Origin of the sequence: Streptococcus sp. BS35b, assembly GCF_000286475.1 — a bacterium.
In the GTDB taxonomy this organism is placed as follows: Bacteria; Bacillota; Bacilli; order Lactobacillales; family Streptococcaceae; genus Streptococcus; species Streptococcus oralis_W.
Genome location: NZ_ALKH01000008.1, coordinates 116,389 through 132,910, shown reverse-complemented (window position 1 = coordinate 132,910; position 16,522 = coordinate 116,389). Strand labels below are relative to the sequence as shown.

The following is a 16,522-nucleotide window of genomic DNA, read 5'->3' as shown; positions in this document are numbered from 1 at the left end:
CGGAGATCGCACGAATATAAAGCACTGAAACGTTACTGGAAACTCATCCAACAGGATAGCCGTAAACTCAGTGATAAACGATTTTATCGACCAACTTTTCGGTCACACTTGACCAATAAAGAGGTTCTAGAAAAGATACTTGCCTACTCTCAAGAACTTAGACAGCACTATAATCTCTATCAACTCCTACTCTTTCATTTTCAAGAGAAACAAACAGACCATTTCTTTAGTCTTATTGACGAAACAGTTTCTTCTGTAAATCCTATTTTTCAAACTGTTTTCAAGACCTTTTCGAAAGATAAAGACAAGATCATGAATGCACTGGAACTTCCCTACTCAAACGCAAAACTAGAGGCTACCAATAACCTTATCAAAGTCATCAAGCGAAATGCTTTTGGCTTCCGGAACTTTGACAACTTTAAAACTAGAATTCTCATTGCTTTGAACATCAAAAAGGAGAGAAGCAATTTGCTCCTCTCCAGGTTGTAACTTTTCATCAGCCCACTACAGTTGACAAAGAGCCCACTGTTTATTTGCTGATCATTAATTGTATAACAATTACGATAAATCTTCGCTTTCTTCTTGTTTTTTACTATAAATGAGATTAAATAAATCTCTTTTTAAGCTGTCTAACTGCTAAGGTATAGAAGATAAAAATATAAGCACTATTGACAACTAAGAAAAGGATAAATTCAGATAAGGTAAAAGGGACTAAGGAACGAGCTCGATCACCAACAGCAATCTGAGCATAAGGGAAAATTCTAAAAAGACCTTGTCCAATAAAGAGGGTCATAAGTCCTGCCATAGCCAAAATAGCTGATATAAGAATAGGCACTGCGAAATTTTTTAAGCGAATACTAAGAAAAATTTGAATGGTGACAATAGTAATGGTTGCTAGCCAACCTGTGATAGACCAAAGCAAAAAGTCCAGTAGATAATTTGCAAAAGGTACCTTCAAAACCAAAGCGCTAATAATATAAAAGAGAAGAACTATCAGTTGACTAATAGCCATGACTAGTGACAAGCTGGTGATTTTTGATAAAATGATACGATTGGCTTTAACCGGAATACTTAATAAGCGCTGCCAGTTTTTATTGCTTTCCTCGAATTGACAACTGATGGAACAGATAATCCCGATCAGAATAGGAGTAAATATATGCGAGGAATAGAAAACTGTTTGTCCCCAAAGGACGTGAGCTTGTGTACCATCTAGGAGCACCTCTCGATTGAGAGCGTAAATCATTGCTCCCAATAAGGACCCAATAAGGTTAAAGAAGATTAGCGTTATCGGAATAGCACTTTTTTTGATTTTTTTAAATTCAAAAATAATCATAATAGATCCGCCTTTCCAATGAGTTTTTTACTGACAAAGATGCTTAAAAAAATGATAAGCAATAATGTGACTAATTTAAAGGGATAAGAATTATCATATTGAAAAAGATAAGTGTTAGTTCCAGCCACCCGTTTAGCGATTCCCATCATAGAGAAATATTGCCAAGGAATGAAAATACGAATAGGAAATGGTAACGCACCGATACCTACAAATGACAGGAAGGAACCAATTAAGCCTGTTACCACTGTCACACTTGGCTTTGGATAGATAAAAGCTAAGCAAAGATGTAAACAAGACAGAAAGAGACAAACCAAAAAAGTTGTGGACAAAAAGAGACTCAATGAAACAAGTGTCACACTGACCTGCATGCCTTGAATAATAAATTTCAGAAAAATCGTTTGAATCAAACTGACAACAAAGGCAAAAATAGCCATCACAGTCAATTTAGCCTTAAAAAGTTGCCAAGGACTTTCGTTACTGGTTTGCAAGAGTTTAAAAGTTTTGCCTAGATGTTCCAATTCCAGTAGTCTAGACGCTAAAACTGCAATGAAAAGTGGCAAAATAACATCATTCAAGTAAGTCATGGTATAAATGGCATTATAGGCCTCATGCGTTTTAGGTAATTCATATTTGATAACAACGCCACTCCAAATCAGGCCCACTGCTACAATAGCAATCAAAGATAGCAAGAAAGACCGTCTTTTTAGTTTGATAAATTCTAATTGTAAATTTAGCATTACAAAACACTTCCTTCCCGTCCTGTCATATCAAGGAAAACATCTTCCAGCGATCGACGAATCATACGAACTTGATAAATATCAACATCATTTTCAACTAAGAGTCGAATAGCAGTGGCTATATTAACTTTATTGTTATCGTTGATAATCAATTTTTTGTCATCATCCAAATTAAAACCATTGAACATTAGTATTCTTTTAGCAGTTACATCATCACTGGTCTCAAACAGATATTTTTCATCTTCTTCAAGGTCAGATAGGTGGCCTTCAAAAAGTAATTGACCATGATTGATAATACCAACAGTTGTAGCCATCTGTTCAATTTCTGAAAGAATATGGCTAGAAACGATGATAGTCATATCATATTTTTGTGGCAAGGACTTGATGAGCTCACGAATTTCTTGAATACCGGCAGGGTCTAAACCATTAGTTGGCTCATCCAAAATCAGTAATTTAGGAAATTTAACAATGGCTAGTGCAATTCCTAGACGTTGTTTCATGCCTAGTGAATAGTTTTTAACTAGCTTGTCTTTTTGATCGAAAAGTTTGACAATCTTTAAAACTTCATCAATATTTCTTTTTGGTAATTTAAGCAATTTTTGGATAATTTCAAGATTTTCATAGCCGGTCAAATTAGCATAGTAAGAGGGCTCTTCAATGAGAGAACCTACATTTGAGAGGAGTGATATTTGATTGCTGTTAAAGGTTTTTCCAAAGAGCTTAATGGAACCGTGGCTTGGTTGCAACAATCCTAAAAGCATTTTCATAGCAGTACTCTTACCAGCACCATTTGGTCCCAAAAAACCATAAATTTCATTTTTTCTAATATGAATAGAGAGCTGATTAACGGCTACTTCACCTGAAAAATCCTTACTTAATTGGTTGGTTTCAACGATATAATTGTTCATTTGTTTTCTCCTTTAAAAATCTTAGAGTGATGTTATATCCTTTCGCTATTTTCATTATAATGAACCTCCTTTATTTTAACCTGTTCATTACCTTAATTCTTCCTTAATTTTTACTTTAAAGTCCTTGACCAAGGAAGCAATGTGTTATACTAGTCTTGTTGAGGTAATAGTATGAATTATAAAGAAAAGAAGATCTTAATTTTAGACGATAACCCAGAAATTTTAGAAATAGTGCAAGAATCATTGAGCATTGCTGGGTTTAGCAATCTAACAAGTGTACAATCACAAAAAGAAGCTTTGGAGCAATTTGAAGAAAAATCTTTTGATTTAGTTATTTTAGACATTATGCTGCCTGAAGGATCAGGATTTGAAGTTTTAAAGGGCATCCGTAAGACTTCAATGGTTCCTGTTTTGTTTTTGTCGGCAATCTCCGATATAGAAAAACAATATCAGGGCTTTGAGCTAGGGGCAGATGACTATATTATCAAGCCTTTCCGTCCAAGAGATTTGGAGTTGCGTATTCTTTCCATCTTAAAAAGAGCCTATCCCGAAAAGGAAGATACCCTTGTTTTGCCTGCTTGCCAGGTGCATTTTAGCCAAGCCTTGATTACCAAAGGAAAACTAGAGATTCAGCTGACGGCTAAGGAATACAGTATTCTTAAGGTCTTATATGATAATAAGAATCGCATTGTTACTTTTGACCAACTCTTAGAAAAAGTCTGGGGATTACAATACCAAGGCTATGATAATACCCTAATGGCTCATATTCGTAAGATTCGACAAAAGATTGAAGCCAATCCTTCTAAACCAGAAAGCTTAATAACGGTTAAAGGTTTGGGTTACAAACTAAAGGTGAATTAAATGGATACCGTTAAATTTTTTACTAAGTTATTAACCAGGTATGTTCTATTAATCTTGGCTTTAATCATAGGACTTGTTTTTGTTTATGGTTTGGTTTTCTCAGCCTATTTTAGTTTCTATGGAAAGGAAAAACCGGAACTACTTTACACTAAAATCGCTCAATCGAGTCAAGAGAATAATTTCAATTTTGATAAAAGCAGCAAAATTGAAATGGATAAACAAAATACTTGGGCTATGGTACTGAATCAAGATGGCAATATTGTCCAATCTTATCATTTACCTAAAGGACTCAAAAGGCATTATACGAATGCTGATATGGTTAAATTTTCACGTTGGTATTTAGAAGATTACCCTGTTTTCTCCTATGTACGTGGTCAGCAAATTTTAGTTTTGGGCTATCCTAAAAAGCATTCCTTAGCAAAATTTAATTTCTATGCTAATACGCAATTTATTAGGAATTTTCTCAGTTTGGGACTTGTTTTCTTGGGTATTATTCTTTTACTTATTTTTATTCTTTTGAGCCGATCAAAGTTGCGTATTAAAAAGGAGATGGAGCCGATTATTACTGCTGTCACTTCTTTATCTCAAGGTCAAAATATCGTTCTTAAAGAAAAGGGAAATTTCTCTGAAATTAAGACGGCTCTCAATGAGACATCTCATATTTTGGAAGAAAGCAACACGATGAAAGAGCAATGGATTAGAGGGGTCAGTCATGATTTACGCAATCCTCTTATGCTCATATCAGGTTATAACAGTCAGTTAGAGCAGCAATATGGCAAAGGAAAGCAGACAGAGGAAATTGAAAATCAGATTCAAACTATGAAAGAAATGATTTCTAATCTCAATATGAGCTACTTATTGGATAACCAAAAGCGTCACTCCGAATTTTCCAATCTTGATTTGGTTACTGTCCTACGAACAGTAATTGCCGATATATTGAATAATTATGAAACAATTACACTTCATTTTGATTTGCCTGCCGAGACAGTGTTGGTAAAAGGAGAGGTAACTTTATTAGCAAGAGCTTTTAGAAATCTCTTGCTTAATAGTATTATGCACAGCGGCTCTAACCAGATTGATCTGACTTATCAATTATCTGATAATAAAGTGCTCATCGTCATTGCGGATCAAGGAGATATTACAGCTCAAAAAATTACTGAGCTAAATCAAAAATCAACTAATTATGAATCACATGGTATGGGAACAGTTATCACCAAACAAATTATTAAATTACATCAAGGTGAAATTGTTTTTTTAGACAATCATCCAGGCTTAAAAGTCACCATTTCTTTACCTTTAGTAAAGGAATAATGACCTGCCCCTAAGAACAAGCTTACACTTAGAAAACTAACCATTTGGAGCATTGCGACACATTATTTATCTTCTAAATATTTCTAAATGCTATTTTTGGGGCAAAGTATTCTTTCGTCTAATCATCGTAAATTTTTGATAAATAAGTAGCAATACTATTCTATTTATCAAAAATTTTTCTGTTATACGCAAAAAAAGAGTGAACAAATAAAGTTGCACCCTTTTACTGTTAAAATGTTTTGTCAACAACTATATACGAATTACACTAAAAACGCTTTAGATACTGTCAATAATTATGTGTAAACACTCAAGTAGAGTTATGGAGTGCTAATCAAATAAGCTTTCAAGTGTGTCAGAACATTGACCAAACCCTTTATGGATTCGTTGACTTTGCTTGAAATTATAATCTTCAAACAAAGTAACTAAGTAACGGTCCAGGGCTTCTTCGTTAGGAAAAAGAACCTTCTTTTTCGTTTGACGTTTAATTTCTTTGTTGAGAGACTCAATGAGCTTTGTCGAATAAATGCTGTGCCAAATTTGGTAGGGAAACTAGAAAAAAGTTAAAAGATTATCCGTATTCTCCAGACTTTCTATGACTTTCCTATACTTTGGCTTCCATTCAGCGATAAAGTTCTCTAAAGCTTGTACTGCCATTTCTAAATTTTCAGCACGATAAATCGTTTTTAATTACCCTAGATTAACCACTCGATTAGATCGTTTCACCTTACTAGCCCTTTTCATCAACCCACTACAGTTGACAAAGAGCCTGTAAGCCATCGTCTTTCTCTCTTTCTTACAATTAAGTAACTCTTTACTATCATTTATAACATTTTTTCAACTAGTTGGAAACCAGAAGCAAAAACAAAAAGCCTAGGAATCCTAGGCTTTCTGTTTATAGATTATTTTCCAAGGTAGTATTCTTTTACGACGTTCAATTTTTCGTCGAATTCGAATACCAATGGTGGGAAGTTAGGGATTTCTACACCCATGATTTCATCATCTGACAAGTGTTTGATGTGTTTTACAAGGGCACGGATTGAGTTACCGTGAGCACCTACGAATACGTTTTTACCATCTTTAAGCGCTGGAGCGATTTTATCTTCCCAGAATGGAAGGGCACGTTCCAAAGTCACTTTCAAGTTTTCAGCATCTGGAATGACTGAGTCGTCAAGTGAAGCGTAACGACGGTCAGTGTGAGCTGAGTATTCGTCATCATGAGGCATTGCAGGAGGCAATACATCGTATGAACGACGCCAGATGTGAACTTGCTCATCACCAAATTGTTCAGCAGCTTCAGCTTTGTTTTTACCAGTCAAACCACCATAGTGACGTTCGTTCAAGCGCCATGATTTTTCAACTGGAACCCAAAGTTGGTCAGCAGCTTCAAGAGCCAAGTTTGTTGTTTTGATCGCACGTTTCAATACTGAAGTGTAAGCTTGGTCAAATTCGATACCAGCTTCTTTGATCAATTTACCAGCGTCAATCGCTTGTTGTGTTCCTTTATCAGACAAATCAACATCAGCCCAACCAGTGAAAAGGTTAGCTTTGTTCCATTCAGACTCACCGTGGCGAGCAAAAACCAATTTTACCATTAGATGGATTCTCCTTTTATTTTTCGAGGTTTCCCTCGTTTATCTATTCTATTTTACACAATTTTTCACAAAAAAGCTAGTTAAAATCAACTAAAAAGAGAAGAGCTTATCAGTCTTCTCTTTATCACACTATCATAATTGTTCTCGATAGACGATGAAATAGTCCCGTCCAAATAATTGGAAAACTACTACTCTTCAATTACAAATTTTTTCAATGTTCCAAAGTAAAGTGAACCACCAATAATGGTTAGAATTCCACCTACCCATCCCAAAAATGGAATCAAGCCGACCGCACCACCTACAATGAGCAAGACAGAAGGTGCATTCGTAACACGTTCATCATCTTTATAATAAACAATAGCCACAATTCCCAATACTAAAACAGCAATTTTAACCAATGACAAAATAATTGAGAGCCCTGTCAATGTCCCAAACGTTACATCTGCGTCTTCAGTTGCCGCAGCAGCTCCAATAGCCATGATAAACATGATGGCTGGCGCTAAAAGCAATACAATTCCTGAAATAAGACCAAAAATAGCGTTAACACGAGCAAGTGTATTTGTTTTCATAATAATCTCCTTAAAATTTTTATAGGTATTATTCTATCATAATTTATCTAAAAATTAAACAATCTTATAAAATTTTATAATAAATATTGATTTTCAAAAAATAATTTTAAGTTCTACAGTCTCTTTATAATTAGTAGAAATATAAAATTATGAGAAAACTGAATAGTTGATTATGTTAATTATCTACACGGACAGGCCAGGAAGAACTTCATTTGAGGAAATGGACTAGTAAATTTTCCCATGATAAAACGCATAATATCAAGGTACTTGAACTCTTGATATTATGCGTTTTTATGATTTTAGTGACCTTTCTCAGTCTATTCTGATTATTTCGCTTCAAATCCTTCTGCGACTGCATCTGCAAAGTTTTCTTCTACGATACTTGCACAGTGGTCACAGATAACTGCATTGTAGCTACGTTCAGCAGTAGTTGGATCGATACGACGGCAGCGGTCACATACTTCACCTGCAGCGCGTTCAACTGTGAAGGCTACATCCTCAAAGCTAACTGCGCCTTCTGGAGCTGGTCCTTCTGCAATAGTCAATTCTGACACGATCAAAAGTTGAGCTACATTGCTATCCAATGCTCCAAGAAGAGTTTTCACGACTTCATTTGGATAAACTGTCAAGTGGGCTTCAAGTGATTTACCGATTACTTTTGCATTACGAGCTGCTTCCAAGGCTTTTTGAGCCTGTCCGCGGAAGTCCATGAAGGCTACCCATGTATCCAAGATTTCTTCTTGGTTGGCAAAAGTTTCAGCTTCTGGTAATTCTGACAATTGAACGAATTCCTCTGCTTCAAACTCAAGATATGACCAGATTTCTTCCGCAGTGTGAGGCAGAATTGGTGTCAAGAGTTTGGTGATTTTCACAAGAATGTCATAGAAGACAGTCTGCATTTGACGGCGTTCGAGTGATTTGGCACCTTCGATGTAAACAACGTCTTTAGCGAAATCAAGGTAGAAGGCTGACAAATCAACGTTGATGAAGTTCACCAAGGCCTTGTAGATTGTCAAGAATTCAAAGTTGGCATAAGCATCACGAATCGTTTTCACAAGCTGGTTAAAGCGAATGGTCATGTACTTGTCAACAGAACGAAGCTCATCGTAAGCTACTGCGTCTTGAGCTAGGTTAAAGTCAGATGTATTGGCAATCAAGAAACGAAGAGTGTTACGGATCTTACGGTAAGTTTCAGAGACTTGGCTCAAGATATCCATAGAGATACGCACGTCGTTGCTTGAGTCCACACTTGTTACCCAGAGACGCAAGATTTCCGCACCAAATTGTTTTTCAACATCACTTGGAGCAATGGTATTTCCAAGAGATTTAGACATCTTCTCACCTTTACCATCAAGGGCAAAACCTTGTGACAAGATTTGTTTATATGGAGCAACGCCATGGTTAGCAACAGATGTGATAAGTGATGAGTTGAACCAACCACGGTACTGGTCAGAACCTTCAAGGTATAGATCTGCTGGATATTTGAGTTCTGGACGGTTGACCACCACTCCATTCCATGATGAACCTGAGTCAAACCATACGTCCATAATGTCTGTTTCTTTTTTGAATTCTCCATTTGGTGAACCTGGATGGGTGAATCCTTCTGGCAAGAGATCCTTAGCATCACGTTCCCACCAGATGATAGAACCGTGTTCCTCAAATAGTTGAGCCACGTGCTCAATCGTTTCAGCTGTCATGATTGGCGTTCCGTCTTCAGCATAGAAGATAGGAAGCGGAACACCCCAAGCACGTTGACGAGAGATGACCCAGTCGCCACGGTCGCGAATCATGTTGTAAAGACGCACTTTCCCCCATTCTGAGTGGAACTTCACTTTTTCAATTTCGTCCAAGATTTCTTGGCGGAATTTAGATACAGAGGCAAACCATTGTGGAACTGCACGCCAGATGATTGGCTTCTTAGTCCGCCAGTCAAATGGGTATGAGTGGGAGATTTCTTCTTGAGCAAGGAGTAAATCACCCAGTTTTTCGATAACAGTCGGCACAACCTTGTCATAGAACTGACCCGCAAATTCAGGACCAGCATTTTCCATCATAATACCGCGTTCGTTAACTGTTACAGCAACTTCAAGGCCGTTGGCAACACCGACATTGTAGTCGTCCTCACCAAAACCAGGGGCTGTATGGACAATACCAGTACCAGAGTCAGTCGTAACATGGTCACCAAGGATTACCAACTCATCTACAGCCATATCCCATGGGTGGACTGTTACGATGTGATTCAATTCTTGACCACGGTAGGTTGCCAAGACTTGCACATCCACCCAGCCAAATTTCTCAGAAAGACTATTCAGTAATTCTGAAGCAACCACAAACTTACGCTCTTCACCAGCTGGTTGTACCAATACATAATCAATATCTGCTCCAACTGTCAATCCACGAGAAGCTGTGATAGTGAATGGAGTTGTTGTCCATACGACGATATAAGTATCTGTATCTAGGACACCTTTGCCATCTTTGACACGGTTAGCATAGTAAAGGGAAGTTGAAAGCAAGTCATGGTATTCAATTTCCGCTTCTGCAAGAGCTGACTCAGATGACCATGACCAGTAAACCGGCTTGGCACCACGATAGATATAGCCCTTCTTAGCCATTTCACCAAAGACACGGATTTGAGCTGCTTCATAGTCCGGGGTCAAGGTCACATAAGGGTTTTCCCAGTCACCAGAAACACCCAAACGTTTAAAGTCTTCACGTTGTTTATCAACTTGAGAAAGAGCATACTCGCGGCAAAGTTTCAAGTACTCAACCAAGTCCATTTCTTTACGTTTCACGCCTTGTTTTGCCAAGACTTGCTCGATTGGCAGACCATGAGTATCCCAACCAGGAATATAAGGTGCGTAAAATCCTGACATAGACTTAGAACGAACAATAATATCTTTGGAAATCTTATTCATGGCATGTCCAACGTGGATATTTCCGTTTGCATACGGAGGTCCATCATGCAAGGTGAAATGCGGTTTTCCTTGGTTCAATTCTTGACGACGTTGGTAAAGTTTTGCTTCTTCCCATTCTTTTTGCCAAACTGGTTCTTTGGTTGGAAGACCAGCACGCATTGGAAAATCTGTTTTCCCTAGATTGAGGGTTTCTTTAAGTTTCATGGTATCTCCTTTATAAATATTAACAAATTAAAAACCACGACTTCCAAAAAGGACGAAAATCGTGGTACCACCTTTGTTCGAAAAAAGACAGTGTCTCTTTTCCTCTTTTCCCGTAACGTGGGGAACGTCCAGTCTTACTGTTTTCAGACTGGATTTGTTGAGAGGATAATCTAACGAATAGGGATTGCAGGGCTCACACCATCTCCTGCTCGCTGAAAATATAGTTGGTTAGATTTTGTTCTCACATTTACTTTTATAGTATAAGAACAGATTCTTTGTTTGCATCGTCCTCAGTTGCTGCAGTAGCCTCTACCTCAACTGGCTCTTCATGTTGTTCACTTTCATCTGTATGTTGATTTTGTTGAGCTTCAAACTCAGCTAATTCTTTGTTGCCAGCCTCGATACGAGCTTGCAATTCAGCAACCTCTTCTGGTGTGAATTGACGAGTCATATCAATTGGCTCTTCCTCTGGTTGAGAAGGAATAGTTTCACCAAGAACTTCACCCACCACTTCTTTAAAGGCTTCATCGCTTGTTTGAAGATACGTTGCTGTTGGGCGAAGAATGTCCTCCCAATCTGATGACTCAACAATAGCCAATTGACTTTCAATCGTAGACTTGAGGCGTTGATGGAATACACGACTCTTGTTCTTCAACTCTTCTGTCTCAACAGCCACTTTCTTAGCGTTATCTGTTGCCTGACGGAGAATTTCATTTGCCTTGTATTTTGCTTCTTCTAGCAAACGCTGAGCGTCTTGTTCAGCTTGTTGAATAATATTGTTCGAACGTTCTTGAGCAGCCTGTTTGACACGCTCCGCAGTATCTTGAGCAATCAAAACTGACTGACTCAAGGAATCTTTCATCTCATCAAAGTAAGACAAACGTTCTTCCAAACTCTTGATGTGTGTTTCTTTGTCGTGATTACTACGAACCAAATCTTCATAGTCACGAACAACGATATCAAGAAATTCATCTACTTCTTCTGGGTCAAAACCTCTAAATCTTGTACCAAAGGTTTTATCTTTAATTTCTAACGATGTAATTGGCATACTTTTCCTCACTTACTTAATAATAATTGAATGCTTAATTTTATCTTGTCTTTTTTTGTCTGTCCATTGTCTTTGACAACTTTTAGACGGCCAAACTTTCTCACACTGATCAAATCTCCAACGGCAACCTGGTAATCAGATTTTTCAACCAGATGATAGTTTACTTGGACAGATTTTTTCTCAATCAGTTGACTAGTTTGATTTCTAGATAATTTCAAGGCACTTGATAAGAGGGCATCCAATCGAAAACTCGAAACTAAAATTTCTCGTTCTCTAAAGTCAATTTTAGATATAATCCTATCGGTAAAAGGACGTTCCTCCAGCGATACAGGAAGTCTGCCAATCCTTCTTATCCCATCCTGAAAAAGAGGAATAAAATCACGATTGACAAAAATCTGTGCTCTCTTTTCATCTACCAAGATATCACCAAATAATTTACGGTCAATTCCTAGCTGGTTGATGATTGTTCCCAATATTTTCCCATGACTCAGTTGTTCAAATTTGCTCGGATAACAAATTTCTAACAAGGTCATTTCAAAATCTGATATTTCCGGTTCAAAGTAATCTGGATAGAGAAGAACACGAACCGACTCCGTCGGAAGAAAATCACCACTACTTTGGCAACCCAGTCCATATGTCCCAGCAAGAACCCTTAAGATCTGTTCCTGATGGGGATTGATAAAAGGTGTAAGCACTGGCGCATATGTATCTTCTACCCGCCTTATCCACTCTATTCCCTTGTCAATAAAGGGAATATCATCTTGGGAAAAATGCTGATAAATGGCTCGATTTACTGTCATAGTAATAGGACTAGTCGTGTTAAGATATTTCCAAGAAACTGGATTAGAATCAGCGCGACCCAAACCGTAAAATCAAGACCAGCAAATTGTAAATTGAGCTTACGAAGTGGCTCGATAACTGGACGAGCAAGTCTGATAACTAAGCGGCCTAGTTGACTTTCATAGGCATTTGGAAACCATGAAAGAAGAGCAAATGCAACGAGAATGATGGAGTAAATGCTAACCGCATTTTGGATTAAACGGATTAAGAAAATCATTATCTTGCTCTATTTCGTTTAATATCAAAGTCGAACTCGGCACCTTGTGATTCATCTGGAAGTTTGATATCTTCAATATTCACGATAACGTTGACAGGCGTCAATAGATACATCGTACTCGCAACCTTTTTCATATTTCCAGCCAAGACGTGACGAGCTCCATCCAAGTAATCAAGACAGCGACGCGCTTGTACTTCTGTCATGTATTGGAAATCAATCAAGATACTTTCATTTCCAGTTAACAAATCAACAATCTCAGTTGCATCCTCATACTTTCTTGGATAACGAACATCAATCGTCACTTTCTCATCTGAGTGATGGTGTTGCTTTGCCAACTCTTGTTGACGAGCATGAAGGCGAGTAATATTCGCATCTTTTACTGATCCCGGCTGAGCAGATGCTGGTAATTCTTTTGAAGATGAGATGGTTGGGCTAACTGTTTCCTCTTGTTGAGTCTGGTAGTTAGTCACGTCTTCTCCATCTTCTGTAAAATAATCTATAAATTTATCGAATCTATCTTTTAAAGACATAGCTCTCTCCTATTTAAAAAATGCTGTACCGATTCGAACAAAGGTCGAGCCGAACTGAATCGCTTCTTTAAAGTCACGACTCATTCCCATGCTTAGCTCTGTCATCGGCATATTAGGGATTTGTTTTTCTCTAATTTCTGCTTGCAGAGCCTGCGTATCCTTGAAAATTTCTTTCAATTCATCACTGTCTGCCTCAAAAGGAGCCATGGTCATTAAACCAACATACTCAATCTGATCTAACTTAGCCAATTCTGGCAAAAGTTCTAGCAATTCTTCTTTTGAAAACCCATGCTTGCTTTCTTCCCCAGAAATATTAACCTGCAAGAAACACTTGATAACATGATCTGTTCTCTTTTGAATTTCCTGGGCTAATTTTAGAGAGTCTAAAGCATGAAAGTAATCCACATATGGGATTACTTCTTTTACTTTCCGTCTCTGTAGTGTTCCTATTAAATGCCAAGTGACCGGGTAATCTTTCAAGGCCTGATATTTTTCTAAAAATTTATCAACCCGATTTTCACCGATATGATGGATGCCAAGCGGAAGCAAGGCTTCCGCTGTTTGTACATCTACATATTTTGTCACTGCGATTACTGAAACAGCATCTAGATTACGGTTGGCTTTTTGACTAGCATCAGCAATTTGCTGAAAAACTAATTCAGTATTTTTTTTCAAATTCATTGATTAACGATTTTTGAAGAATGGAGGTGTATCCAATTCATCCTCATCTTGTGAAACTGGTGTTTCAAAGCGTTCAACTGGTGAAACAACGGGATCTGTTTGGCGAACAATTGACTCACGGCGCAAGTCCCAATCTCCAAAAGCAGATGCTTGGTTGGTTTCAAAGCGACGCGGACTTGATTTAGGCAGTTCTGCTGTCTCTTCCAAGTCGAATTGACGGTCAAATGTGTGTGCTTGTGGAGTTTTAGTTGATGGTCGACCAACTGGTTGGTTGGTAGCAGACCCGACTACTTTTTCTAGTCGTTCTTGACGAACACCTGTCGCTACAACAGTCACACGGATTTCATCCTTCATGCTTTCGTCGATAGATGTTCCAAGCCAGATGTTTACACCTTTACCAGCTGCTTGATTGACAATTTCTGAAGCTTCTTCTGCTTCAATCAAAGTTAAATCAAGACCACCAGTAACGTTGACAATCACATCTTCGGCACCATCGATAGTTGTTTCAAGAAGTGGAGAGTAAATCGCTTTACGAGCTGCTTCAACAACGCGCTCTTCACCACTACCAATACCGATACCCATAAGGGCATTCCCTTTGTTTGCCATTACAGTCTTCACGTCAGCAAAGTCAAGGTTAATCAATCCTGGGTTCGTGATCAAGTCAGTGATCCCTTGAACACCTTGACGAAGAACGTTATCTGCTTCACTAAGAGCTTCAAGAAGCGGTGTTTTCTTGTCAACAATTTCAAGCAAGTTGTTGTTAGAGATAATCAACAAAGTATCAACATGCTCGCGAAGTTCATTGATTCCTTCTACAGCGTACTGACCACGTTTGCTTCCTTCAAATCCGAAAGGACGTGTCACGACACCAACTGTAAGAGCACCAAGATCTTTAGCGATACGTGCAATAACAGGGGCAGCACCTGTACCAGATCCACCACCCATACCAGCAGTGATGAAGACCATGTCTGCACCGCTGATTGCTTCCGTCAAAGCTTCTTCGCTCTCCTCTGCAGCTTTACGTCCAACTTCTGGACGACCTCCAGCACCCAAACCACGAGTCAATTTTGGACCAAGTTGGATAACGGTTTCTGCTTTCGTACTGCTAAGGGCTTGTACATCAGTGTTGGCTGCGATAAATTCTACACCAGCAACACCTTCGTCAACCATGCGGTTGATGGCGTTACCACCACCACCACCGACACCAATTACCTTAATAACTGCGCCTTGAGCTGCTGCTGTATCAAATGAAAATGTCATAATTTCTTATCCTCTTTTATTCATCAAACATGCTTCCGATTAAACCACGGAAACGTTCTGTTAGCTTCGGTTTACTTTGAGAACTTGCTTGGAATTCTTCCTTGGGAGCAACTGGAGCTTCCTGTACAGTTTCAACTGGAGTTGTCTGTGTTGGGCTTGGTTGCGCCACAGGATTCAAACGTTGATTTGGAATGCCAAAGTTGATTGGTTTTTGACGAAGAAATTCATCTCCTTTAACTGCTTTTTGAGCAAGAAGATTGACTTCAGTCAATTTACCAGCAAACTCAGATAAACTAATCACGTGAGCAAATGCAGGGTTGCGAATTCCAACTTGATTTGGTACATAGAGTTTTACTCGAACACCAAATACTTCTTGGGCTAATTCAACAACGCCCGGCAAAATTGCATTTCCACCGATAAGGACGATACCTCCTGGCAAATCCAACAAGTGTCTTCTTTCCAACTCTTGTTTGATTTGGTCAAAGATATGTTTGATACGTGCTGAGATAATTTCTGCTAAGTAGCTCTCTGTCACTTCAACAGGCTCTACTTCGCCAATTACTTCAACTTGGAAAGTTTCGTTACTTGCTAGCGGAACATAAGCTTCACCATAGTTCAGTTTCAAACTTTCCGCAATCTTTTGAGATGTTTTCAAGACTTTAGAGATGTCTTTTGTAACGTAATCTCCACCTTCTTGGTAGATGTTGGTAAATTGCAATTCTTGATTGCGGATAGTCGCTACAGTAGTCTGACCTCCACCCATGTCAATGACAGTCGCACCAAATTCACGTTCGCCTTCATTGAGAACTGAGTTTACAATCGCCAAAGGTGAAATAATCACATTATCAACCTGGATACCTACACGTTCGACTGTCTTGCGAAGATTATGTAGAATCGTACGAGGACCTGTGTAAAGCAGACCACGCATTTCCAAGCGAACACCCATCATACCACGAGGGTCACGGATTCCTTGGAAACCATCCACGATGAATTCTTCTGGAATAAAAGTAATCACTTCACGATCAGGAGTCATGCTCTTTGTCAAAGCTGACTTAACAACATCTTCAACATCCTGATCTGTGATTTCTTTTGTATCCGACGTAACAGGAATCATTCCTTGTGTTGGTTCGACCTGCAGAAGATTTGCTGGAAGACCAACGTTGACAGACTTGATAGAAATGCCTGCTTTCTCTTCTGCCTGTGTGATTGCGGATTTGATTGCTGAAGCAGCTGCTTCAATATCAACAATAATTCCGTCTTTTACACCTTTACTTTTGGCATTACTAACACCAATTACATTTACTTCGCCATCTCTATGCTCCGCAACTAACACCTTAATGGAGCTAGTTCCGATATCTAAGCCTGTAAAAAAACCATCTCTAGTCATTACATCGCATCCTCTCTATCTTCCAAGTTTCTCACTTCTATTTAATAACTATGTTTGGGCACAGCTATTCAAAGAATATTATAACACAAAAAAACTAATCATGCTTAGTTTTTCGTAAATTTCCTGCAT

At 38.4% G+C, this 16,522-nt stretch carries 16 protein-coding genes and 1 pseudogene; 3 read left to right on the top strand and 14 right to left on the bottom strand.

Annotated elements, in window-relative coordinates; all coding sequences use genetic code 11:
• A partial coding sequence (locus HMPREF1149_RS0102130) for an ISL3 family transposase (protein ID WP_000307854.1) occupies positions 1-489 on the top strand: 489 nt, incomplete at its 5' end.
• Positions 490-604: 115 nt separating this feature from the next.
• Here the strand turns inward: HMPREF1149_RS0102130 and HMPREF1149_RS08120 are convergent.
• From HMPREF1149_RS08120 to HMPREF1149_RS08110, 3 genes are read right to left on the bottom strand one after another with little or no spacing between them, the layout of a single operon-like run.
• Entirely contained in the window at positions 605-1,333 is a 729-nt protein-coding gene (locus tag HMPREF1149_RS08120) for an ABC transporter permease (RefSeq protein ID WP_000583173.1), read from the bottom strand.
• The gene (locus tag HMPREF1149_RS08115) at positions 1,330-2,070 is read right to left on the bottom strand and encodes an ABC transporter permease (RefSeq protein WP_000933491.1); all 741 of its coding nucleotides are present in this window, start codon (positions 2,068-2,070) and stop codon (positions 1,330-1,332) included. Before HMPREF1149_RS08115 ends, HMPREF1149_RS08120 begins: the two co-directional genes overlap by 4 nt.
• Complete coding sequence (locus HMPREF1149_RS08110) at positions 2,070-2,978, bottom strand: ABC transporter ATP-binding protein (protein ID WP_001067289.1); 909 nt, start codon at positions 2,976-2,978, stop codon at positions 2,070-2,072. Before HMPREF1149_RS08110 ends, HMPREF1149_RS08115 begins: the two co-directional genes overlap by 1 nt.
• A 171-nt stretch (positions 2,979-3,149) precedes the next feature.
• Between HMPREF1149_RS08110 and HMPREF1149_RS08105 the strand changes: the two genes are divergently transcribed.
• Both HMPREF1149_RS08105 and HMPREF1149_RS08100 read left to right on the top strand, forming a co-directional pair.
• Entirely contained in the window at positions 3,150-3,839 is a 690-nt protein-coding gene (locus HMPREF1149_RS08105; RefSeq protein WP_001106859.1) for a response regulator transcription factor, read from the top strand.
• The gene (locus HMPREF1149_RS08100) at positions 3,840-5,150 is read left to right on the top strand and encodes a sensor histidine kinase (RefSeq protein ID WP_000381905.1); all 1,311 of its coding nucleotides are present in this window, start codon (positions 3,840-3,842) and stop codon (positions 5,148-5,150) included.
• A gap of 327 nt (positions 5,151-5,477) precedes the next feature.
• Here HMPREF1149_RS08100 and HMPREF1149_RS11365 read toward each other — a convergent pair.
• From HMPREF1149_RS11365 to ftsA, 11 genes and pseudogenes are all read right to left on the bottom strand, one after another.
• Positions 5,478-5,882 (bottom strand): annotated as a pseudogene (locus tag HMPREF1149_RS11365) (transposase); the annotation flags it as partial.
• 167 nt (positions 5,883-6,049) lie between these two features.
• Entirely contained in the window at positions 6,050-6,742 is a 693-nt protein-coding gene (locus HMPREF1149_RS08095; protein WP_000240120.1) for a phosphoglycerate mutase, read from the bottom strand.
• Positions 6,743-6,930: 188 nt separating this feature from the next.
• Positions 6,931-7,311, bottom strand: coding sequence for a hypothetical protein (locus HMPREF1149_RS08090; protein WP_000856375.1), 381 nt, complete (start codon positions 7,309-7,311; stop codon positions 6,931-6,933).
• 326 nt (positions 7,312-7,637) lie between these two features.
• Positions 7,638-10,430 carry an isoleucine--tRNA ligase gene (gene ileS, locus HMPREF1149_RS08085; RefSeq protein ID WP_000768144.1) on the bottom strand — a complete coding sequence of 931 codons (2,793 nt, stop codon included), beginning with the start codon at positions 10,428-10,430 and terminating at the stop codon, positions 7,638-7,640.
• Positions 10,431-10,683: 253 nt separating this feature from the next.
• Entirely contained in the window at positions 10,684-11,478 is a 795-nt protein-coding gene (locus tag HMPREF1149_RS08080) for a DivIVA domain-containing protein (protein WP_001123185.1), read from the bottom strand.
• A gap of 8 nt (positions 11,479-11,486) precedes the next feature.
• Positions 11,487-12,278 carry a YlmH family RNA-binding protein gene (locus HMPREF1149_RS08075; RefSeq protein WP_000217806.1) on the bottom strand — a complete coding sequence of 264 codons (792 nt, stop codon included), beginning with the start codon at positions 12,276-12,278 and terminating at the stop codon, positions 11,487-11,489.
• Complete coding sequence (locus HMPREF1149_RS08070) at positions 12,275-12,535, bottom strand: YggT family protein (protein WP_000576502.1); 261 nt, start codon at positions 12,533-12,535, stop codon at positions 12,275-12,277. Before HMPREF1149_RS08070 ends, HMPREF1149_RS08075 begins: the two co-directional genes overlap by 4 nt.
• On the bottom strand, positions 12,535-13,065 hold the full coding sequence (locus HMPREF1149_RS08065; RefSeq protein ID WP_000053359.1) for a cell division protein SepF: 531 nt from the start codon (positions 13,063-13,065) through the stop codon (positions 12,535-12,537). The genes HMPREF1149_RS08070 and HMPREF1149_RS08065 overlap by 1 nt, the downstream gene beginning before the upstream one ends.
• Positions 13,066-13,074: 9 nt before the next feature.
• Positions 13,075-13,746, bottom strand: coding sequence for a YggS family pyridoxal phosphate-dependent enzyme (locus tag HMPREF1149_RS08060; protein WP_001049621.1), 672 nt, complete (start codon positions 13,744-13,746; stop codon positions 13,075-13,077).
• 3 nt (positions 13,747-13,749) lie between these two features.
• Complete coding sequence (gene ftsZ, locus HMPREF1149_RS08055; protein WP_000144258.1) at positions 13,750-15,006, bottom strand: cell division protein FtsZ; 1,257 nt, start codon at positions 15,004-15,006, stop codon at positions 13,750-13,752.
• Between the two features lie 16 nt (positions 15,007-15,022).
• Positions 15,023-16,393: a cell division protein FtsA gene (gene ftsA, locus HMPREF1149_RS08050; RefSeq protein WP_000196340.1), complete on the bottom strand. Its 1,371-nt coding sequence runs from the start codon at positions 16,391-16,393 to the stop codon at positions 15,023-15,025.
• Positions 16,394-16,522 lie beyond the last annotated feature (129 nt).